At 37.1% G+C, this 21,693-nt stretch carries 19 protein-coding genes; 11 read left to right on the top strand and 8 right to left on the bottom strand.

Translation table 11 applies throughout. From position 1 onward, the window contains the following. The 5 genes from QMN76_RS01390 to QMN76_RS01410 all read left to right on the top strand — a co-directional run bounded on the left by QMN76_RS01390 (window position 1) and on the right by QMN76_RS01410 (window position 4,039). Window positions 1-711 (top strand): ABC transporter ATP-binding protein, encoded by a 711-nt coding sequence (locus QMN76_RS01390; protein WP_282023082.1) that lies wholly within the window; start codon window positions 1-3, stop codon window positions 709-711. Further along, window positions 701-1,924 carry an FtsX-like permease family protein gene (locus QMN76_RS01395; protein WP_282023081.1) on the top strand — a complete coding sequence of 408 codons (1,224 nt, stop codon included), beginning with the start codon at window positions 701-703 and terminating at the stop codon, window positions 1,922-1,924. The genes QMN76_RS01390 and QMN76_RS01395 overlap by 11 nt, the downstream gene beginning before the upstream one ends. Beyond that, entirely contained in the window at window positions 1,921-3,471 is a 1,551-nt protein-coding gene (locus QMN76_RS01400) for a formylglycine-generating enzyme family protein (protein ID WP_282023080.1), read from the top strand. Before QMN76_RS01395 ends, QMN76_RS01400 begins: the two co-directional genes overlap by 4 nt. Window positions 3,472-3,478: 7 nt before the next feature. Continuing rightward, on the top strand, window positions 3,479-3,724 hold the full coding sequence (locus QMN76_RS01405) for a hypothetical protein (protein WP_034337255.1): 246 nt from the start codon (window positions 3,479-3,481) through the stop codon (window positions 3,722-3,724). Window positions 3,725-3,811: 87 nt separating this feature from the next. Continuing rightward, window positions 3,812-4,039 (top strand): hypothetical protein, encoded by a 228-nt coding sequence (locus QMN76_RS01410; protein WP_034337252.1) that lies wholly within the window; start codon window positions 3,812-3,814, stop codon window positions 4,037-4,039. Window positions 4,040-4,094: 55 nt separating this feature from the next. Here QMN76_RS01410 and putA read toward each other — a convergent pair whose 3' ends face one another. Continuing rightward, on the bottom strand, window positions 4,095-7,736 hold the full coding sequence (gene putA / locus QMN76_RS01415; RefSeq protein ID WP_282023079.1) for a bifunctional proline dehydrogenase/L-glutamate gamma-semialdehyde dehydrogenase PutA: 3,642 nt from the start codon (window positions 7,734-7,736) through the stop codon (window positions 4,095-4,097). A gap of 187 nt (window positions 7,737-7,923) precedes the next feature. Between putA and QMN76_RS01420 the strand changes: the two genes are divergently transcribed. Then, window positions 7,924-9,183 (top strand): Glu/Leu/Phe/Val family dehydrogenase, encoded by a 1,260-nt coding sequence (locus tag QMN76_RS01420; protein WP_282023078.1) that lies wholly within the window; start codon window positions 7,924-7,926, stop codon window positions 9,181-9,183. Window positions 9,184-9,195: 12 nt separating this feature from the next. Here QMN76_RS01420 and QMN76_RS01425 read toward each other — a convergent pair whose 3' ends face one another. Then, on the bottom strand, window positions 9,196-10,794 hold the full coding sequence (locus QMN76_RS01425) for a carboxylesterase/lipase family protein (protein ID WP_282023077.1): 1,599 nt from the start codon (window positions 10,792-10,794) through the stop codon (window positions 9,196-9,198). Window positions 10,795-11,050: 256 nt separating this feature from the next. Here QMN76_RS01425 and QMN76_RS01430 point away from each other — a divergent pair, with 256 nt between their 5' ends. Both QMN76_RS01430 and QMN76_RS01435 read left to right on the top strand, forming a co-directional pair. Beyond that, entirely contained in the window at window positions 11,051-11,743 is a 693-nt protein-coding gene (locus QMN76_RS01430; protein WP_051461849.1) for a glycine zipper domain-containing protein, read from the top strand. Window position 11,744: 1 nt separating this feature from the next. Next, window positions 11,745-12,212, top strand: coding sequence for a hypothetical protein (locus QMN76_RS01435; RefSeq protein ID WP_051461848.1), 468 nt, complete (start codon window positions 11,745-11,747; stop codon window positions 12,210-12,212). A 64-nt stretch (window positions 12,213-12,276) separates the two neighbouring features. Here QMN76_RS01435 and QMN76_RS01440 read toward each other — a convergent pair whose 3' ends face one another. The 6 genes from QMN76_RS01440 to QMN76_RS01465 form a co-directional block, all read right to left on the bottom strand. Then, complete coding sequence (locus QMN76_RS01440; RefSeq protein ID WP_034337240.1) at window positions 12,277-12,618, bottom strand: DoxX family protein; 342 nt, start codon at window positions 12,616-12,618, stop codon at window positions 12,277-12,279. Between the two features lie 140 nt (window positions 12,619-12,758). Further along, the gene (locus QMN76_RS01445; protein WP_282023076.1) at window positions 12,759-13,787 is read right to left on the bottom strand and encodes an isocitrate/isopropylmalate dehydrogenase family protein; all 1,029 of its coding nucleotides are present in this window, start codon (window positions 13,785-13,787) and stop codon (window positions 12,759-12,761) included. Between the two features lie 82 nt (window positions 13,788-13,869). After that, window positions 13,870-15,627, bottom strand: a complete 1,758-nt coding sequence (locus QMN76_RS01450; protein WP_282023075.1) for an aminopeptidase P family protein — start codon at window positions 15,625-15,627, stop codon at window positions 13,870-13,872. Between the two features lie 24 nt (window positions 15,628-15,651). Further along, on the bottom strand, window positions 15,652-16,158 hold the full coding sequence (locus tag QMN76_RS01455; protein WP_282023074.1) for a GNAT family N-acetyltransferase: 507 nt from the start codon (window positions 16,156-16,158) through the stop codon (window positions 15,652-15,654). Beyond that, window positions 16,155-17,060, bottom strand: a complete 906-nt coding sequence (locus QMN76_RS01460) for a 50S ribosomal protein L11 methyltransferase (RefSeq protein ID WP_282023073.1) — start codon at window positions 17,058-17,060, stop codon at window positions 16,155-16,157. The genes QMN76_RS01455 and QMN76_RS01460 overlap by 4 nt, the downstream gene beginning before the upstream one ends. Beyond that, on the bottom strand, window positions 17,057-19,267 hold the full coding sequence (locus tag QMN76_RS01465) for an ATP-dependent helicase (protein ID WP_282023072.1): 2,211 nt from the start codon (window positions 19,265-19,267) through the stop codon (window positions 17,057-17,059). Before QMN76_RS01465 ends, QMN76_RS01460 begins: the two co-directional genes overlap by 4 nt. Before the next feature lie 55 nt (window positions 19,268-19,322). Here QMN76_RS01465 and QMN76_RS01470 point away from each other — a divergent pair, with 55 nt between their 5' ends. The 3 genes from QMN76_RS01470 to QMN76_RS01480 are packed head-to-tail and all read left to right on the top strand — an operon-like array spanning window position 19,323 to window position 21,689. Continuing rightward, window positions 19,323-20,051, top strand: coding sequence for a JAB domain-containing protein (locus QMN76_RS01470; RefSeq protein WP_282023071.1), 729 nt, complete (start codon window positions 19,323-19,325; stop codon window positions 20,049-20,051). Window positions 20,052-20,086: 35 nt separating this feature from the next. Beyond that, entirely contained in the window at window positions 20,087-20,869 is a 783-nt protein-coding gene (locus QMN76_RS01475; RefSeq protein ID WP_282023069.1) for an N-formylglutamate amidohydrolase, read from the top strand. Further along, complete coding sequence (locus tag QMN76_RS01480) at window positions 20,850-21,689, top strand: shikimate dehydrogenase (RefSeq protein WP_282023068.1); 840 nt, start codon at window positions 20,850-20,852, stop codon at window positions 21,687-21,689. Before QMN76_RS01475 ends, QMN76_RS01480 begins: the two co-directional genes overlap by 20 nt. Window positions 21,690-21,693 lie beyond the last annotated feature (4 nt).

Below are 21,693 nucleotides of genomic sequence, written 5' to 3' on the forward strand. Positions count from 1 at the left end.
ATGTCAGGGGTTCAGAAAAAAGAAATTTTTAATCTCGAAAAAATATCTCGTCAATTTACAGGCGGTATATCCATAGAGATTACCAAAGCGCGTATCATGCTAGGGGATAAAATTCTGATTTCAGGCCCCTCGGGTTGTGGAAAAAGCACGATGCTGGGAATGTTGTCTTTGGCATTAAAGCCAGACCGAGGGAAAACATTCTTGTGTGATCAAATAGATATTCTTCAAAAATGGAAGAATAATAAACGTGATGACCTGGCGATACTGAGGGCTTCGTTATTTGGCTTTATTCCTCAGACAGCAGGGCTTATCCCTTTTTTAAATATCCAAGAAAATATTTCAATGCCTCAACGTTTGGTTGGAAAAAAAGATCAGGACTGGTTTTTCTATTTAGTGAATAGGTTAGAAATTAATCAGATCCTATATCATAAACCGCATCAAGTTTCAGTTGGGCAACGCCAAAGGGTTGCAGTTGCCAGAGCTTTAATTAATCACCCTTTAATTGTGTTGGCAGATGAACCCACTGCCTCTGTACACCCATCCCTTGCGGATGGAATATTAGAGTTGTTGTTGGAAACAATTGAAGAAACAGGAGCTGCTTTGATTATGACTTCGCACGATACAAAGCGAACCCTACAATATGGGTTAACCGAAGTTCCGTGCGAGCTGGATCAGGAAAATCAAATTACCAGGTTAAGTTATGAAGTATAAATTTTTTCATGGATCACTCTCAGCGAAACTAGCTTGGCAAGATCTAAAAAGTGAACCGATTTTATCGCTTTGTCTTATATTGGGTATTGTTGCTGTTCTGGCTCCTTTAATTGTAATCGCTGGGCTGCGAAGTGGTGTTTTAACCAGTATCCGCCAAACATTATTAGAAGACCCTCATGCTAGAGAGATTGTCAATATTTCTAATCGCAGCTTTACAGATCATACATTAAAAGAATTGGCCAACAGAAAAGATGTAGAATTTTTAGTTCCAAGAACCAGAACTTTGGCTGCCAGTCTTTTTATGGAAAAGCAAAATGATCCAGGTTCGGGTCGTCATATTATGTTGACCCCTACAGCAAAGGGTGACCCTTTGTTAAAAAATATTTCTTCTTTTATTCGTGATAATCAAGAAGTTGTTCTATCATCTTCAGCTGCGGATCACTTGCATCTTAAAAAAGGGGATGAGGCAACTGCTTATTTAAATCGTATTTTGAACGGCGAAAAACAGCAAGTGCAATTTGTATTAAAAATTGTAGCAATTGCACCATCTTGGGTAACGGATCAAGATACTGCTTTTTTAACTTTGCCTTTGGCAATAGGAATTGAAAATTATCAAGATGGCATCAAAAACTGGCCAGCACAATTAAAAGACTTACCAATGCCAACGCAAGGCGCGTATTCTGGATTTCGTTTATACACACATAATATTAATCAATTGCCTGCTCTGGACACATATTTACGCCAGTCTGGCATTGATGTTGTCTCTAAAGCAGGGGATGTCGAGGGGTTGCTCTCTCTTGATTATCGTTTATCATTGCTTTTTATCTGTGTTGCTTCTTTGGGTGGTGTGGGATTATGTATTTCCCTTGGAGCAGGGTTATGGGCTAATACCGAGCGTAAAAGAAAATCATTGGCGTTACTCCGTTTTAATGGGTTTAGTGCGATGGATTTAATTTTATTCCCAATGGTGCAAGCCGTTGTTCTTGCCTTGGCGGGTGCGATTATAGCACTCGGGGCTGCTTATGGGGCGGGACAGTTAATTAATGTTTTATTTAGTTCGGTTTTACCCCAAGGACATTCTTTATTTTTATTAAACAATTGGATTATTTTGGGATCCTTGGGGCTGACCTTACTGGGCGGGATTATTGTCAGTTTATTATCAGGTAACAGAGCCGCAAAAATCCAGCCTTGGGAAGGGGTTACTGCATTATGAAGCGTATTATTTATAGTTTAGCCATTGCTGGAGGATTATCCTCAATATCGGCTGATGCAATTGATGCTTCATGGCCCAAGAATTTGATAGATCCTCATCCAGCTGCTGATGATTTTACTTTGCCGATGCCTTGTGGAGGGGCAATGGTCTTCAGAGTGATTGAAGTGCCTTCAGAAGGTGGTGTGTTGGATGATATTCCTGTGCAAATGGGGCAAACCAGTACTGAACAAGGTTATAGTAATTATATTTATCAATCTCCGTTATCAGCGCCATTTTCATCATCTAAAGCTGGGGTGAAATTTTATTATATTGGAAAATATGACGTAACGCGCAACCAGTATGACGCTATTATGAATAGTGGAACTTGTCCTAAACCTGATCAAGCAGGACAAAAGGCTATGAACAATGTCTCATGGTTTGATGCTCAAGATTTTTCTAAAAAATGGTCTGTTTGGTTACTACAAAATGCTAAAAATGTTTTACCCAAAAGGGATAGTAGCTATAGTTTTATTCGTTTACCAACCGAAGCTGAATGGTATTATGCGGCACAAGGTGGGAATAAAGTAAGTAATACCGAATTTTTAGAACCGACATGGCCTATGCCCGAAGGGATAGAGCAATATGTGATGGCAGGATCAGAGCTGGCAAACGGTCAAGTTCAAGCCGTTGGTGCAATGAAACCTAATCCATTAGGATTATATGATATGCTGGGTGAAGTTGGGCAAATGATGCAAGATTATTATCATCTGAATCGCGTTGGGCGTTTACATGGTCAAACGGGAGGTATTATTGTCAAAGGAGGCAATTATACCTTTAATCCCTCTGATTTAAATACAGCCTTGCGCGAAGAAATTCCATTATATGATGCAAACAGTAACGAACCAACCAAACTTGCTACTATGGGTTTTAGAGTAGTGATTGCAGCACCCAGTTTAGGTAGCTTACAGGAAACGACACAAGCAGAAACTCAATTTACAGAGCTTTTGCAGAAGTCAGAAAATGTTACTTCGAATACGCATCAACTTATTAATAATTTAAAGTCACAAAGTACCGAAGCAACCACGAAAGCTGGTTTAGATCGTATTGCTGCTCAACTTGATTCCGATGCTAGAGCTAGAAATGATGCGCAAACTGCGACAATGCGTGCGCAGATTGAGGCGGCTTCTGCGTTAGCAATGAATATTTGGGAACATCAACATACTATTAAAATGCTAGAGGAATCTCTATCAACGTTAAAAATGCTGAATGACAAGCAAAAAGTTGGAATTACAGCCAATATAAGCAATCATAAAAAAATTATGAAAAGCTCTATTGAAGGATATTTAGATCTGATCCGACAAATAGCTGATGCACCTTCTGTAATTGATAAAAACAAACAATTTGTGATGGTGCATTCTGCATATAAAACCAGACAGTTGGATAATCTTGCCTTCTTTGCTGATCAAGCACAAAATTTACTTTCTTTGCCAAGAAAACAATGGAATGTTGATTTTGTCACTAAACAAATCAGCGATATTCCACCAGCACAAGCACGGGATAAGGAATAAGTTGTTAATGGATTTAAATATGAAAGAGGAAATAGAGTTTTATCAAAAAGATGAACCTAGAAAGTTCAACCTTCAAAATGATCTAATGGATGAGTTTTATTATTTCTTGGGATATTTAACGTTTCGGATGAATAAATTTGAAAAATTGTTATCTTATTATTTGTTTTTGCAAGAAAATATAAAAATAGCGGACTTATTACGATATAATATAGATTTTAAAAGAAAAATTTTTAGAACAAAGCGAAGAGTATAATAAAAAAATAACGAAAATTACGCTAGGTCAATTAATTAAACAGTTAAAACAATTTAACAGCTCTAAATTAAATTCTTTATCTGAGGAGTGCAAACAAAAAATATTGAAATAGAAAAACGTTTTGATGGACTATTGGATTTTAGAAACGATTTAACACATAGAATTTTTCCAGAAGCCTTTTTAGATGATTGTAAAAATATAAGACGGAATCCAGCAGAAGAAGCAAAGAGAATTCTTGCTTATTTAGAAACCTTAAGAACAGGATCTGCTTTTTTTATTAAAGATATTTTGTTTTTATTAGATGTAATTGATTAAATTACGCAAAAGATATTTAAAAAGAAGGATTAAAAAATCCTTCTTTAATTAGTAATTACTCAATTGTCATTAATGATGCATTACCACCTGCGGCAGTTGTATTAATACTGGTGGACTGTTCCTCCATAAGGAAATCACTTGGGTTATGTATTTCATCAACGATAAACGCTGAAACGATACCATGATTTGTAAATGCCAAAGTTTGACGTGCATTTTCAAATTCTGGGCATGCATTCTCCCCAAGAATAACCACACAAGGGTTTTCGTCTGCTTTTTTAACTTTGGTAATTTCTTGTTTAAGGAAAAGAGGAAGTTGTTCATACCATTCTGTGATTTTATCATTAGCAAGAATATTTACAGAATTCCCTGCACCCAGAGCCAAAGTGATTTGACGCATTAAAATATACTCTGTTTTGGCAATACATAGCACAGTTCCACGAGGGGATAGGCTATAGATATTTTCTTCGCCAACGGGGCCTTTAAGCTCTATTTTTGTACCGACAAGTGTATGGGATAAAATTTCATGTGCAACAGGCAAGAAATCTTGTTTATATTGCTCAAGCCATCTGATCCATTGTTGAGCAATGGTTGGAGGGGTTTGTTTAGGTAATAAATCATAAGAAGGAGCTTGCTTTAATAATCTTCTTATAATAAAAGGTGCCCCAGCTTTTGGACCTGTTCCAGAAAGTCCATGGCCGCCAAATGGTTGAACTCCAACAATTGCACCAATAATATTGCGGTTAATATAGATATTACCCGCATGGATTTTGCTGGTGGTATGTTCAATCATTTCATCAATACGTGAATGAACACCGAAAGTTAACCCAAAGCCTGTTTTGTTGATAGTGTCGATGAGGCTATCAAGTTGATTTCTTTTATAACGGATAATATGTAAGACAGGACCAAAAACTTCATCAGGAATATCAGAAATTTGATTAATTTCGATAATCGTAGGCATCATAAAGGTACCATTTTTTGTGCCGTCAGGTAAAGATAATGACCATACTTTAAATCCTTTACCTTTCATATACTCAACATGTTTATTTAAACGATCCAAAGCTTCCTGACTGATGACAGGGCCAACGTCCGTTTTTAAAGATATAGGATTAGCAACAGTCAACTCTTCTGTTGCGCCGCGTAACATAGTAATCACACGGTTAGCGCAATCTTCTTGGACACATAATACACGTAATGCGGAACAACGTTGACCAGCACTGTCAAAAGCAGAGGCAATAATATCAACGACGACTTGTTCAGCCAAAGCTGAGGAGTCAACGATTAGCGTGTTTTGTCCACCTGTTTCAGCAACAAAAGGAATAATATCACCTAATGGAGATCTTCTGCTGGCCAAGCCTTTTGAAATCTCACGTGCTACTGCGGTAGAGCCAGTAAACATAACGCCATAAACGTCTTTATGAGAAACCAGCGCTGCACCAACGTCGCCTTTACCAGGTAAAAGTTGCAATATTTCTGTTGGAATACCTGCTTCACGTAAGATCTGCACTGCTTTGGCTGCGATCAAGGGTGTTTCTTCGGCGGGTTTTGCAAGCACTGGGTTTCCTGCTGCCAAAGCTGCTGAAACTTGTCCAAGGAAAATAGCCAAGGGGAAATTCCAAGGGCTGATACAAACGACAGGCCCACCCAAAGCAATATGGGTTTTATTATCATAAGTCTGAGAAATCGTTGTGCCATAATAACGTAAGAAATCAACAGCTTCTCTGATTTCTGCTAAAGCGTTAAGAAAGGATTTTCCAGCTTCACGAACAATCAATCCCAGCAAAGGATATATTTGCTCTTCTAGCATATCAGCTGCTTTTAATAAAGGGGCTGCTCTTTCTTTAGGAGTGGTCGAGGCCCAACTTTCAGCAGCCTTAACAGCAGCTTGAAAAGCTTGATCAATATCTTCTTTAGATGCCTCAATTACTGTACCTACTTTATCTGTGTGATCAGCAGGATTTAATATGTCAGTTGGTTTAATTTTTGATTTTTTAACTTTGCCTGCAAGAATAGGCAAACATTCCCATTCTTTTGGAGAATCTTTTAATGCTTTTGAAAGCGCTTGCAGGGTAAATTCGTCGTTAAAATCAATCCCTTTTGAGTTTAGTCTTTCTTTACCATAAATATCTAAAGGCGCTCTGATAGAAGAATGTTGACTTCCGACAGGATTAATTTTTAATGCTTCGGCAATCGGATCCGAAATAAGCTGGTTAATGGAAATAGAATCATTTCCAATTTGGTTAACAAATGAAGAATTCGCACCATTTTCTAACAAACGACGAACTAAGTAGGCCAATAAAGTTTCATGCGTTCCAACAGGAGCATAAATTCGACAAGGTCTGGATAGATGTTCTGCTTGAACTACTTTATTATATAATTGTTCACCCATACCGTGTAAGCATTGAAACTCGTATTGTTCTGGGTCATAATTTTTACCAGCTAGAGCATAAATAGTTGTTAAGGTGCGTACATTATGTGTAGCAAATTGTGGGAAAACCGCGTCACGATGCTCAAGCAGTTTACGTGCACAAGCAATATAGCTTATGTCGGTATAGATTTTTCTGGTATAAACAGGAAAATCAGATTGTCCTTCTACTTGAGCTTTTTTGATTTCACTGTCCCAATAAGCGCCTTTGACCAATCTAATCATCAAACGGCGTTCCGTACGACGTGCTAGGTCAATTAAATAATCAAGAACATAGGGTGCTCTGCGACCATAGGCTTGGACAACAAAACCAATACCATTCCAATCTTTTAATTCTGGATGATGACAAATAGATTCCATTAAATCTAAAGAAAGTTCCAAACGTTCACTCTCTTCAGCATCAATATTAATACCTACATTGTATCGACGTGCCAAAATAATTAAATTGGTGAGTGTTGGGAGCAATTCTTCCATGACTCTGTCATGTTGTGCGCGAGAATATCTTGGGTGTAATGCAGATAATTTAATCGATAAACCAGCACGTTCGTAAACAGTGTTTCCTTGAGCAGAACGACCAATAGCGTGCAATGCATTCTCATAGTCAATACGATAACGTTCGGCGTCTTCTTTGGTGATTGCAGCTTCGCCTAACATATCATAGGAATAACGAAATCCTATTTTTTCTTGTTTTTTACTGTATTTCAAAGCTTCGTCAATCGTTTGTCCCAGGACAAATTGCTCACCCATCATACGCATTGCGCGATCAAGGCTGAGGCGAATAACCCCTTCACCTTGGCGTTGTACTAATTTGGTAAGCGCAGCTGCTAAATTGCTTTCTTTGACTGGGGTTACTAATTTACCTGTAACGGCCAATCCCCATGCGGCCGCATTCGTAAATATGGGTTTTTTGAACCCTGCGTGAGAGGTCCAATCCCCTGAGCTTATTTTATCACGTATAAGTGCATCACGTGTTTCTACATCAGGAATACGTAATAATGCTTCGGCCAAACACATCAATGCGATGCCTTCTGCTGAAGACAAAGAAAATTCTTGAACGAGTGTTTCTACACCCTTTAGGTTACGATGATTTCTTAGATATTGTGTTAATGCTTTGGCATGAATTGTGATTTGCTCATTCACAGCATCAGGCAAGATTGCTTGTTGAATAAGCGTTTGAACACACTGAGTTTCAGGAATGCGGGTTGCCTCAGTGATTTTGTTCCTTAAATTACCTTGTTGGTGTAAAATATCATCAAATTGAGAAAAAATGGACATGGGAGACCTTCGAAGCTGCAAACTAAATATAATTATGATTATGTAGTTTCTTACATCAAATATCTGTTGAATTAAATAGGATTTATATGGTTTTGATGGGTTTTTATTAAACACTTTAAGTTTATTTATCGATATTTATAATTAGGGGTAATATCCGCTCTGGTTTTGTATTACTTAAGGATATAATATGTTCGATATTTATAGCGGCCCTGTATTTGGCATGGCGCGTCAACAATTTTTGCAAGCTGCAGATATTTTAGAGATCCCGCAAGATCAGCGTGATCGTTTATTATATCCTAAAAGAGCAATTGCAGTGACATGCCCAATACATCGTGATGATGGCTCAACTGTTGTTTATGAAGGTTATCGTGTTCAACATCATTTGAGTTTAGGGCCAGCAAAAGGTGGTGTGCGCTTCTCTCCACATGTTGATATCGGTGAGGTTGCTGCATTGTCTCTGTGGATGAGCTGGAAATGTGCGTTAATGAACCTTCCTTATGGTGGGGCAAAAGGTGGGGTTCGTGTCGATCCTTATTCTCTTTCTTTAAAAGAGTTAGAGGCACTATCACGACGCTTTATGCAAGAACTGATTCCATTTGTTGGTCCACATGTTGATGTCATGGCTCCTGATATTGGAACCAACGAGCAAGTAATGGCTTGGTTTATGGATACCTATTCTAATGATGCAGGCCAAACTGTTACAGAAATTGTAACTGGTAAACCAGTAAGCTGTGGTGGAACCGTTGGACGTAGAGAAGCAACAGGACGAGGTGTGACGCATACAATTGTCCGTGCAGCAGAGGAAATTAATTTAAACCTTGCTCAATCAACGGCTGTGATCCAAGGATTTGGCAATGTTGGTTCTGTTGCAGCAAATGAATTGCATGCTTTAGGGGTTAAAATCCTGGCCATCAGTGATCATACTGCTGCTTATCATGATCCAAAAGGATTGAATATTCCTGAAATTATTGCATATGTTGCAAAACATGGTGTATTAAAAGGATATTCCACAGAGTGTTTGACTGATCCGAATACAATTTTAACGATTAAATGTGATGTATTGGTTCCTGCTGCGGTTGAGCGTGTAATTACTGAAGAGATCGCTAATAAAATTGAATGCAGAATTATAGCAGAAGCAGCGAATGGCCCAACAACATTAGAAGCAGATGCTGTATTTGCAAAACGTCCAGAAATTTTCATCATTCCTGATATTCTATGTAACTCTGGCGGTGTAACCGTCAGTTACTTTGAATGGGTTCAAGATTTACAACAATTCTTCTGGGAAGAAGAAGAAATTATCAGTCGTATGAAAAAAATCATGGATAAGGGATTCTATGACACTGTTAAAAGTGCCAAAGAATTAAAAGTAAGCAATCGTATGGCTGCTACATGTGCAGGGTTAAAACGTGTTCATCTTGCTAAGCAAGCCAGAGGTCTTTTCCCATAATCACATGATTACTTAACGAGTAGGATATTTCGGTAGATTTTTATTTACTGGAATATCCTGTTTGTTTTTGCTATTTTTCTTTGTAAAAATACTTTCAATAAAATCTAGTCGATTTTTAAAAGGGTCTTTTTCAAATTTAATTCCATCCATACCAAAATGCAGCAATTGTTCTGGTGCCTGATTAATTGGCAAAAAAATTGGAAACCCTTGGACGGATGGGTTACCATTCTTGGCAAAATTAACCCATGACATCATAATAGCCTTGGCCATAGCATGATCTTGGTTACTTACAGAACGATAAGCTTTAGATAAATTATCAAATATATAGGGAATTTCCGATGCGTGCGTTGCGCCAAAAGAGCTATAGGAACGAGCAGCATCCGCAATATATGAAAAGCGAAAACGATATACAGGTTTATTTTTACTTGCAACTTGATGTGCAAGTTGGCGTGTAGGTTCTAAAATCTGAGTATCAGCAATAAGTTGATGAATAATACTAGATTCAGACTTTTTATTGTCTGGATTATATATATGGTTAATGGCTTCTGTCGTTGTATGAAGATCTTTGGCTAAATCAGCTAAAGAGGTTTTAGATAATAATAAACCGTCACCATCCGTATCTCCAATTAACAAAGGAACAGGATAGAAATCTCCTTTAACATATGCTTCTTCAAGAGATTGAGTTAATAAGGTTTGATCAATAATTAATCCTGCAAATAAATTAGGCTGCAAATTTTGTATATTTAAATCATCAATTATATAATCTGTTGGTAAAGATCTAAGCTCTTGTAAGGCATCAACACCACTACTTAAAATATGATGCTTTTGTGCAAAATTAATTCCTATTGCTTCAGCTTGATTTTGGGGGGTAAGAGGGAATGCTTTGGAATGCCCTGTTCCAGATTGAATAATTGCTTTGTCAAATAAACCTTTGGCATCAGTAATAGTCATCAACGAAATAATGGAGGCCCCTCCAGCAGATTCTCCAAAAACAGTTACATTATTGCTGTCCCCACCAAAGGATATAATATTATTTTTTACCCATTTTAAAGCTGCTATTTGATCCATTAAGCCATAATTAGCCCATTGATCTTCTTCACTCTCTTGCTTTAAAGCAGGGTGAGCAAAAAAACCAAAACGTCCCAAACGATAATTAAAACTGACTACAACAATTCCTTGTTGAGCAAGAGCAGACGGATTATAAATTTCCAAAGAGCTGCCACCAGAAACAAATGCGCCACCATGTATCCATACCATAACAGGATATAAATGTTGATCCTGTGGATGATCAAAAAACGCTTTGGGTGCCCAAATATTTAAATATAAACAATCTTCACTAGTGTTTTTTAAAGCTGGATCAGTATCCCAACTAGTCGCCTTTTGACTGCAAATTGGAGCAAACCGTGTCGTTTCTTTTATACCTTGCCATTTTTGAACAGGCTGTGGAGGTAACCATCTAAAAGATTGAACTGGGGGACTAGCATACGGAACCCCTTTAAAAATAACTAAATTTCTATCAAAAATCCCTTGGATTTTACCTTGATTTTGTAATGAAATCACAGGAGCATTTTTTGATTCTATTTGAGGAGTATCAGCGAAAGATCCAGACATTGTTATGTATAAAGTTCCGGTAAAAAGTAATGATCGCAATAGAAAAGAAAAGCACATTGAGATAGTCTTTGAAAAAATAGCGAGTAATGCTTTATCCCTATAGATAAGCATTATAAAAATAAAGTGCTTTTAATGAAAGTGGTAAAAATACAACCCTATTTGTATATATATTGTAACATGTTTAATATTCATACACTACCGAGTTATTTATTGTAAAAATCTATGACAGATAATTTAAATAGAAGGTCATTGATAAATGCGTAAATATAGCTTTTATAAATTAATTACCATTGGCACAACTTGTGTCATGTTATCTGCTTGCTCTGCGACCAATAACCCTAATTTAACGCCTGAACAAAACAGACAAAATCAGCGCAATGCTCAGTATAATAATACAATGGGAACAGGTGCCATAGCAGGTACAGCATTAGGTGCATTGGTGGGTGGTCTTGCTGGAGGTAAAAAAGGATTGTTAATTGGTTCATTAAGTGGCGCAGCTTTGGGAACTGGTACGGGATACATGGTTGCTGAACGTAACCAAAATCAACAAATGACCGAGGATCAGTTAAATCAACAAATTGCGGCTGCACATCAAATCGCTTTGACAGCGCAATCAGATGCACAGCAAGCAGCACAACAAGTGGATGCTGCCCAAAAACAATTGGCAACATTAAACCAACAAATCGCATCTAAAAAAATCTCAACAACACAATATAAACGCCAATTAACGAAAATTCAAAAAACTTCTACTGATTTGAATAGTAAGATTAATTATTACTCAGAGCAAAGTCGTCAAATGCATCAATATGCGACATTATCCAAAGATCCCCGATTTACTCAAGAAGCACAACAAACAGACGATGCGATTAATCGTTTAAAGTATGCTGAAAACGTATTGGCCACTGGAATGGGGGCTCAGCCAACTGGTTATAGCCAAACAAGAGGGTAAAATGATAAAGTCTTTTCGTTTTTTCTTGCCATTGACAGGAATATTGTTGTTAGCAGGCTGCTCTTCTACGCAAGATTGTAATCCAGATCAGGCTGGTTTTTTTTCAGGTATTGGATGTTCTGTAGGAGGAGGATATCAAAACCGTACTCAAAATTTGCAAACTCAATTGGGTTCCGAAAAGCAAAATGCCGCGCAAAAACAACAGCAAGCTCAGCAATCATATCAACAGGCCAATCAACTCCAAGACAGTATTGCACAACGCAGAAATGAGTTGAGTAAGATTGATAGCCAAGCATGGGCCGCGCGTCAAAAATTACAGCAAGCCAAAGCAAACCATTCTTTGACATCCAAAGAGTTGCAATCAAAAGAAAAGCAATTAGCAGCTTATAATGCAAAACGTGCCAAGGTATCAACTGATCCTTCAGCGCAAGATCTCAATGCATTATCTAATATTTTAGGTAATATGTAGATACAAAAATAGCTCTTTTATAACTATAAAAGAGCTATTTATATCTTAATTGGAAAATTTATAATTAATTTTTACAATTTTTAGAAAATAGAATTGAAAGAGCAGCAAAGATTCCCAAGCCATCAATTGCTAATTCTTGTTTTCTATTATGTTTTAATCCAGTGATTAATAGACATAATGCAGAGGCAGCCAATAATAAAGCACCTAGTTTTGAAGTTTTTTTACAGCTGAGCAAAGCAGCACCAGCAATTTGTGCACCACCAATTGTCTTCATATTAGACTGAGTCCAATTTAGTTGTGAAAATCTTTTTTCTTGAATTTCAATACCCATAACTTTGCTGATTCCGCATGCGGCAAATCCCAGCCCAACAAGGGTACGCCATATTTTCTTACAAGGCTTAGCCATTTTAAACTCCTTTTAAAATCATAATTTCAGTATAAGGTTTCTTATTTAAAAAGTTAATATAAAAATTATGTTATTTGAAATATTCAACCTTAAAAGTGTTATTTCTAGGGCAATTATTAAAATAACATTTGTATTTTATATTATGCAATTGCTTGTTTTAACGCGGCGGTCATATCGGTTGTGGATGCGTTTCCACCAAGGTCTTTGGTACGGATTTTATCGTGTACTACAACTTTTTCAATGGCTGATTCGATCCGTTTTGCCAGATCTTCACGTTTAACATGCTCTAACATCATTGCTGAGGCACGTAATACAGCAAGAGGGTTAGCCATATTTTTCCCAGCGATATCAGGGGCTGAACCATGAACAGCTTCGAACATAGCAGCTTTTTCACCAATATTAGCACCAGGAGGCATTCCTAAACCACCAATCAACCCAGAGGTTAAATCAGAAAGAATATCCCCAAATAAATTCGTAGTAACAATAACATCATAAGTTTCAGGTTTAATCACTAATTCCATAGCACACGCATCAACAATACGTTCCTCGCAAGCAATTTTACCTTCGTATTCTTTGGCAACTTTGCGACCTTCCTCAAGGAATAAACCACAAAGCTCTTTTAAAATATTAGCTTTATGAACTAAAGTTACTTTTTTACGGCCATGTAGCACAGCATAATCAAATGCATATTTTACAATGCGGCGGCATTCTTTTCTGGATGTATATCCTGTACAAGTCGCAATCGCTTTTTGATCATCATCAACAGGAATATAATGTTCCATAGCAGCGTAAAACCCTTCAAGGTTTTCACGAACTAAAACAATATCTACATTTTCAAAACGTCCACCAGGAATCAAAGTGTGAGTTGGACGGACATTGGCATAAAGGCCAAATTCTTTGCGTAAAGTTACATTAATAGAACGAAATCCTTTACCAACAGGTGTTGTCAAAGGGCCTTTTAAAGCCAAACCAGTTTTATGAATACTGTCTATGGTTTGTTGAGGAAGAGGCTCTCCTGATGCATCAACAGCAGCCATGCCTGCTAATTGTTTATCCCATTGAAATGGCGCTTTAATTGTTTCTAAAATCTCAAGCGTAGATTTAATAATTTCTGGGCCAATACCATCGCCAGGAATAAGGGTTACGGGAATTAAATTAGCATTAGACATTTAAAATTTCCTTTAAATAAAGTTCAACATGACTGTGTTTTAATTATATTATAAAGTTTTTTATAAAATAGAAAAGGAACAACTATGTTACAGGCGCACACGCGCTTTGCAACCATTGTTGCTCTTCGATATCAAGATAGGGCGAAATCGTCTTGTGAACTTTTTGATGATACTGATTAAGCCAATTTTTTTCAGTTGGAGATAAATGCTCGGTTGCAATTAAATTGAGATCAAATGGCACCAAAGTCAAAGGCTCAAATTGCAAGAAATTATCAAATGAAGCCGTGGTTACCAGCAAAAGATTTTCTAAACGAATTCCATATTGTCCCGAAAGATAATATCCAGGCTCGTTGGAAATAATCATACCAGCCTCTAAAGGCACAGGAAAAGGGATAGAGGAAATACGGCAAGGACCTTCATGAACAGATAAATAACTTCCAACACCATGTCCTGTACCATGGTCGTAATCAAGCCCTTGTTGCCACAAAGCATATCTGGCCAAAACGTCAAGACGACTTCCTGTTGTTCCTTGTGGAAATACAGCAGCAGAAATAGCAATATGCCCTTGTAATACGCGTGTTGTAGCTTCTTTTACAGACATTGGAGCAATATTGTTACCAAGCCATATAGTACGGGTAATATCGGTCGTACCATCAAGATATTGGCCACCACTATCGATTAAGTAAGTTTGATTTTCTTTCAGTATTGAGCAATTCTCTGGGGTTGCATGATAATGAATAATGGCACCATTGGCCCCAACCCCTGAAATAGCAGGAAAACTTTCTTCTTTATAAAATATATCTCCAGACTCTTGGCGGAAAGCATTAAGTTTACTTGCAACCTCAACTTCACTTTGACCAATACCGTATTTTTCTAACCAATATAAAAATCGACACATTGCTACCCCATCTCGAATATGGGCTTGTCGTGCGCCATCTTGTTCTGTTTTATTTTTACAAGCTTTAAGGGCAATACAAGGATTGTTACGTTTATTAATAGTGACGTTATATTGTTCTAGGGTTTGTATAAACCAAACTGGCGTTTGGATGGGGTCTAATGCTATGGCTTTGTTACTAAAGCCAGCAAGATCATTTTCCAATTCTTTATGAGATTTTAAAAGAATATTGTCACCGAGAAACTCGGATAAACCCTCTGTGTATTGAGAAGGTTCTGCGTATAAAAAAACATGATCTTGTTGAATAATTGCAAAAACCAAAGGAATAGGCGTATAGGGAACATCACTTCCTCTGATATTTAACAGCCAACAGATAGAAGCTGGGTCGCAAAGAATAAAAGCATTTTGTTGGTTTTTAATAAGCTCTTGTTGTAAATTATTAATCTTTTCTTGATGATCTTGTCCTGAAAAACGCTCTTCATGAGGAGTAATCGGTTTATTCGGAGGGGTTGGTTGATCAATCCAAATAGCATCAATTAAATTTTGAGGTATAGGAACCATGGTGATTAAAGAGTGCTCAAAGGCTTTTAAATCTCTTTCACTCATTAATTTAGGGTCATATCCCACACGAGTTATATTTGCGTTTTGCTCTGCAATCCATTGACTGGGACGGTGCATAGAGATATGAAAATTTTCCCAACAAGTTTCATCCAGCTCTTGTTGCATTTGTAAAATATAACGGCCATCGGAAAATACTGCTGCTTTGTTTTCAAGAATAACTGCGATGCCAGCACTTCCTGTAAAGCCAGTTAACCATGACAAGCGCTCGGCATATGGCGCAACATATTCATTTAAAAACTCATCTCCGCGTTGAATGATAAACCCATCTAGGTTTTGTTGTTTTAGAATAGAGCGGAGTTGCGTAAGCTTTTGTATTGGTGTCATGAATTCAGTGTTTTCCTAAAGAAATTAAAGATCAGCTTTTAAAATTTTATACATAAAAAGTAGATTTAACCATTGATCGAATTTAACACCTGTTTGAGGTAGAACGCCACCATGTTTAAAATTAAACCATTCATGTAAGCGAATAGAAGCAGTATTACCCTCTGTAATGGCCGCAATCATTGTATGGACATGATGATTTTGTGCATAAGAGATGAGGTTTTTTAACAAAGCTTTACCAACACCCTTGCCCTGAGCTTTGGGAGAGATATAAACAGAATGTTCAACCGTATGTTTATAACCGTCATAAGGTCTAAATGAACCATAAGAGGCAAACCCTAATACTTTTTGAGTTTCATCAACAGCTACTAGGACAGGATAGTTTGCTTTTTCACGAGCTTCAAACCACTGAACTTGCTCTTGATAAGTTCTGGGGATGGTCATCCAAAAAGCAGTACCATTAATAATTTCATTATTGGTAATTTCTAAAATATCACGTAGATCAGAATGAATGGCGTGGCGAATATTAATCATGATGTTGTCGGTTTGTATAAAATTAATGCAGCCCAGCTGCCTTGAATAATTTTTTCTTGTAGTTTTAGTCCTTGGCGTTGATGTGCAATCAATACCATCGGAATTTGTGTTGCCAGTAATCCAGATAAAATTACTTTACCACCAGGTGCAAGGTTTTTAGCAAGGTCTTTGGCCATTTTACACAAAGGGCGGGCTAAAATATTAGCAAAAACCAAATCAAAAGGTGCTTTTTTACGAATAGAAGGCGATAACCATCCGTTTCCATGCTCACATATAACCAGATTTCTTAATCCATTACGAATAACATTCTGTTTAGCTGCTCTGACTGACCAAGGTTCGATATCCACCGCCAAGACTTTTTTGTTTAATAATGCCCCAGCACCCATAGCCAAAATTCCAGAGCCACAGCCTAAATCTAGAATACGTTTGGGTTTGCTATGTGCAATTTTTTCCAATGCAATTAAACACCCTCGAGTTGACCCATGTTCGCCTGAACCAAAAGCAACCCCAGCATCTAATGTTAATACAAGATGTGAAGGTGTAGGCGTATCATCAAGATGAGTGCCGCGAATGATAAAGCGTTTACCAATGACTTGCTCAGGAAAAGCCTCATAGGTTCTGGCAAGCCATCCATCACTTTCGGTTGCTTTTCTGTGTAATTCAGGGGATATGCCCGAGATACTATTTGCCAATGTTAAGGCATTGGCCAGTTCTTCTTCGCCATAGCCAACATCCTTAATGCCTTCTAAACGCCAAATATTTTTGTCAGAATCTTCTTCGAATATACCCACCGTTGGGCATATGGTTCCTAGTGCATTTTCAAAGATTTCCACATGTTCTTCGGGAACAACTACGGAAATGGTTTCAAGGGCGGTTGCGTGTCTTTTTGTTTTTAATGTCATGATTCTAAGGTTACAAAGCTGTCAATTACGTGTTTAATATCTGATTTATCAAAATCAACTTCAAGTTTATTATTCTCAGTGCTGAGAACAGTTCCATGTCCAAATTTTTGGTGAAAGACACGGCTGCCTGCAGGAATATTTTTACTTTGAGGGGCAGAGTAGGTGCGTTTTGATGGTGAGTAAGAAGCTCCTTGTGATTGCGGTGAAGAAAATTTAGGAGAGGAATAACTATCTGAAAACGTATTTTTGCGAAAAGAGCGTTGCTGGCTTTGCTTAATATAAGATGTTTTCTTGGTATATTTGTCAGAAACCTCATCAATAAAACGACTGGGTAGAGAAGACTGCCACTGTCCATATATTTGTCGATTGGCTGCATGAGAGATAAATAAGCGTTGTTTGGCTCGGGTAATACCAACATAAGCCAAGCGACGTTCTTCTTCTAACCCGGTATTTCCACTTTCATCCATTGTCCTTTGAGAAGGGAAAAGACCTTCCTCCCATCCTGGTAAGAATACGATATTAAATTCTAATCCCTTGGCAGCATGAAGGGTCATGAGATTAATTTTATCATCCCCTGATAAATCATCATTATCCATGATTAAGGAAATATGTTCAAGGAACTCTATTAATGAAGGAAATTCAGCCGTAGCTTGGAATAACTCTTTGATATTTTCTAACCTTCCAGCAGCCTCTATAGATTTATCTTGTTTCCACATATCAATATAGCCACAAGCATTTAATAAATAGTCAATGGCGCTGATATGGCCTTCTGTTTCAATTTTCTTGCGAGTTTGATCCAGTAAATTCATTAATTGTGTAAGTTCGGTAAAAATTTTACCTTTAAGCATATTATTAATGAGTAGATGATCCACAGCTTGTAATAAAGGTATATCCAGTTCTCTTGCCGCCATGTGTATTTTTTGTAAGGCAACACTGCCGACACCTCTTCGAGGTACATTGATAATTCTTTCCAAGGCCAGATTATCATTGGGTTGTGCAACAATACGCATATAAGCAATGGCATCTCTGATCTCTGCACGTTCATAAAATCGTAAGCCGCCAATAATTTTATATGGTAATCCCAGTGTAATCATGCGCTCTTCAAAAGGACGTGTCTGAGAGCCTGTTCTCATTAAAATCGCCATATCGCCATAGCGATAACCATCTTTTTGTAAATGTATAATTTGATCACAGATTAATCGTGATTCTTCATCAGAATCCCAGACCGAAGCAATCTGCACTTTTTCGTTTTGTAATTCTTTATTGGCGGCTTGCAAGGTTTTACCAAGGCGTTCGCTGTTATGATCAATAAGTTCAGAGGCAGCACCTAATATATTTTGCGTTGAGCGATAGTTTTCTTCTAACCGAATAATTTTGGCTTCAGGGAAATCTTTTTCGAATCGTAAAATATTGGCAATTTCTGCCCCGCGCCAAGAGTAAATAGATTGATCATCATCACCCACACAACAAATATTTGCAACTTCACCCGATCTTTGTGCTAGAAGACGAAGCCATAAATACTGGATTGTATTAGTATCTTGATATTCATCAACGAGTATGTAACGGAAATAGCGTTGATATTTTTGTAATATTTCTGGATATTGGTTAAAAATATTCATCATGTGCAACATTAAGTCGCCAAAGTCACAAGCATTTAATTGTTGTAATCTGATTTGATAGGCATGATAAATTTCTTGAATAATTACTTTTTCAGAGGTGTTTTTCTCACTTGGAGCAAGATTTCCATAAGAAAAACCTTTGTCTTTCCAAGATTGGATAATTCCCAGTATCAGTTGAGGAGGGGTTGTTTTTATATCAATAAGATAATTAGGAATAATTTGTTTTATAAGTCGAAGTTGATCATCTGTATCTAAAATGGTGAAATTTGAACTTAGTCCAACAAGTTGAGCATTTACTCTGAGCATTTTTGCACATATCTTATGAAAACTGCCTAGCCATAATCCTTCTATAGGCTGTTGAATGAGGTGAGCGATCCGTTCACTCATTTCTTTCGAAGCTTTGTTCGTAAAGGTAACAGCCAAAATTTGATTAGGGTAAGCTTTTCCGCTCAGTAAAATATGAGCAAAGCGTGTCGTTAGTACTTTAGTTTTTCCTGTACCTGCACCTGCAAGGACCAGTACAGGCCCTTCTGTTGCTTCTACGGCTTCGCGTTGTGCGTTATTTAGCTGGTTTAAATACTCGGTCATATTTTTAAGTAGCTTTGATCGGTTATTGTAAATCGAAATAAAGTAAGATGATAAGATGGATAATTCTTTTTTACCGCCAGTTTCACAAAGAAGCAAACAATTTGCAAATCTCAATGGTGTTGGTCATCGTGGTCGGATGCGTTTCAAAATGTTGCAAAAAGGAGGCCAAGCTTTTGAGGATTACGAACTTTTAGAAATGTTACTATATCTTGTTATTCCTAGAAGAGATACTAAACCTTTAGCAAAACATTTGATTAATCATTTTGGTTCTTTGAATGGGGTTGTTTGTGCCGAAGAGGATCAGTTACAAAAAGCAAATCTTTCACAAGAATTTATTGAGATTATAGGATTTTTAAAACAGGTCATAGAACGTCTTGTTGCTCCTGATTTTTTTAATCGTCCTTATTTAAGGCGTTGGAAAGATGTGATTGTTTATTTGAATGAGTATAAATTAAAAAACGAATTGCATAACAAAAAAGTATTACGATTATTATTTTTAAATAATCAGCAAAGATTAATTTGTGACGAATATATTATATATCAAGGGGTTGAGACAATTTCACATATTATTCAAAAAGCTTTAAATTTATATGCAATGAATTTAATTACAGTTTATTATGTTTCTGATACTGCATTCACATCTGCAATGCGTCAAGGTGAGGCAAAATTTGCACTAACATTACAAAGTTCTGGCCGTCTTTTTGATTTGAATATTAGTGATCATATTATTTGTATGGATTCACAGTATTTTAGTATTTTTAAAAAAAATAATTTTAGTATTTAAAATCAGATTCATACAAAATATTAAAGGATAAATTAATGTTGCTTGATACTCATGATCCACATCCTGTTTCTGTTATAAATAAGGAATCTTTATCTCCGTTTTTTATGGTTTGCGATCATGCTGGTTGTCTGATTCCCTCGCAACTTAAAACTTTGGGATTACAACAGTCAGATCTTTGTCAGCATATTGCATGGGATATAGGCATTCAAAAAGTTGGTGAGGCTATAGCGGTTCTGATAGATACCACTTTTGTTGCACAAACTTATTCTCGATTAGTGATTGATTGCAATCGTGGGTTAAATAACTCAACCTTAATTCCTGAAGTTAGTGATTGTGTCGAGATTATAGGAAATCTCAATTTGACTTTAGAGCAAAAACAAGCAAGAATCACCGAAATATATCAACCTTACCATCAAACGATTTCTCAATTAATTGATGAGCGGTTGAGGACTAATATTGAGACCGTTTTTATATCTTTGCATAGTTTTACCCCAGAAATGAAAGATGGTTTCAAAAGGCCATGGCATGCAGGAATTTTGCACGGCCAAGATAATCAATTTTCTATGGTTTTTAAAAAAATATTAGAAGAATATTATGCTTATCCCATAGGCGATAATCAACCTTATGCCTTATCACCTAAAAACGATTATACTGTTCCAACCCATGCTTATCAAAAAAAGCTACCATATTTAGAGTTGGAAATTCGACAAGATTTAATTACAACTGCTGATCAACAACAAGAATGGGCTGATCGTCTTTCTCTTTTGTTACCTTTGGCATTACAGGAGTATAGAGCATATGCAGTTAATAACTGGTAAAGCAAAGATAGCAGCAGTATTAGGATGGCCGATTGAACATTCCCGCTCTCCTTTATTGCATAATTTTTGGTTACAGCGCTACCAGATTGATGGTGCCTATATTCCTCTAGCGGTCAAATCAGAGGATTTTAAATCAGTAATTAAAGGAATGATGGCTGCGGGATTTAAAGGATGTAATGTAACTATTCCACATAAAGAGGCTGCTTATCAATGCTGTGATTATGTTGATGAAACAGCAAAAAAAATGGGATCTGTAAATACTTTATGGTTTACACAAGATGGTAAAATCCACGGTACGTCCACGGATGGTGCAGGGTTTGTTGCTTCGTTAAATGATTCTGGAGTAAATGTATCAGGTAAAAAGATACTTGTATTAGGCGCAGGTGGAGCAGCACGCTCGGTCGCTTATTGTTTGCAACGAGATAGTGCGCAGGTAACTATTACGAATAGAACTCTAAAACGAGCAGAACAATTAGTTCAGGACCTTGGGGAGGGAGATATACTTGAATGGCAATCTTGGAATCAAGAGCTAGATAAGTTTGATGTCTTGGTCAATACGACCTCTTTAGGTATGGAAGGAAAAGAAGATTTCCAGTTTGATCTAAAAAATGCCTCGCCCGATCTGATAGTAACAGATATAGTTTATGTTCCTAGAGTAACTCCTTTGCTAGCAGCAGCGCAACTAAAAGGGTTGAAAACTGTTGAGGGTCTTGGAATGTTGCTTCATCAAGCAAGGTTGGGTTTTACTCAATGGTTTGGGGTTGATCCAAAGGTTGACAGTGAACTGACCGAATTTGTAGCAAATAGTTTAAAGAAATAATAGT

Source organism: Commensalibacter papalotli (ex Botero et al. 2024), assembly GCF_947179115.1.
Classification (GTDB): domain Bacteria; phylum Pseudomonadota; class Alphaproteobacteria; order Acetobacterales; family Acetobacteraceae; genus Commensalibacter; species Commensalibacter papalotli.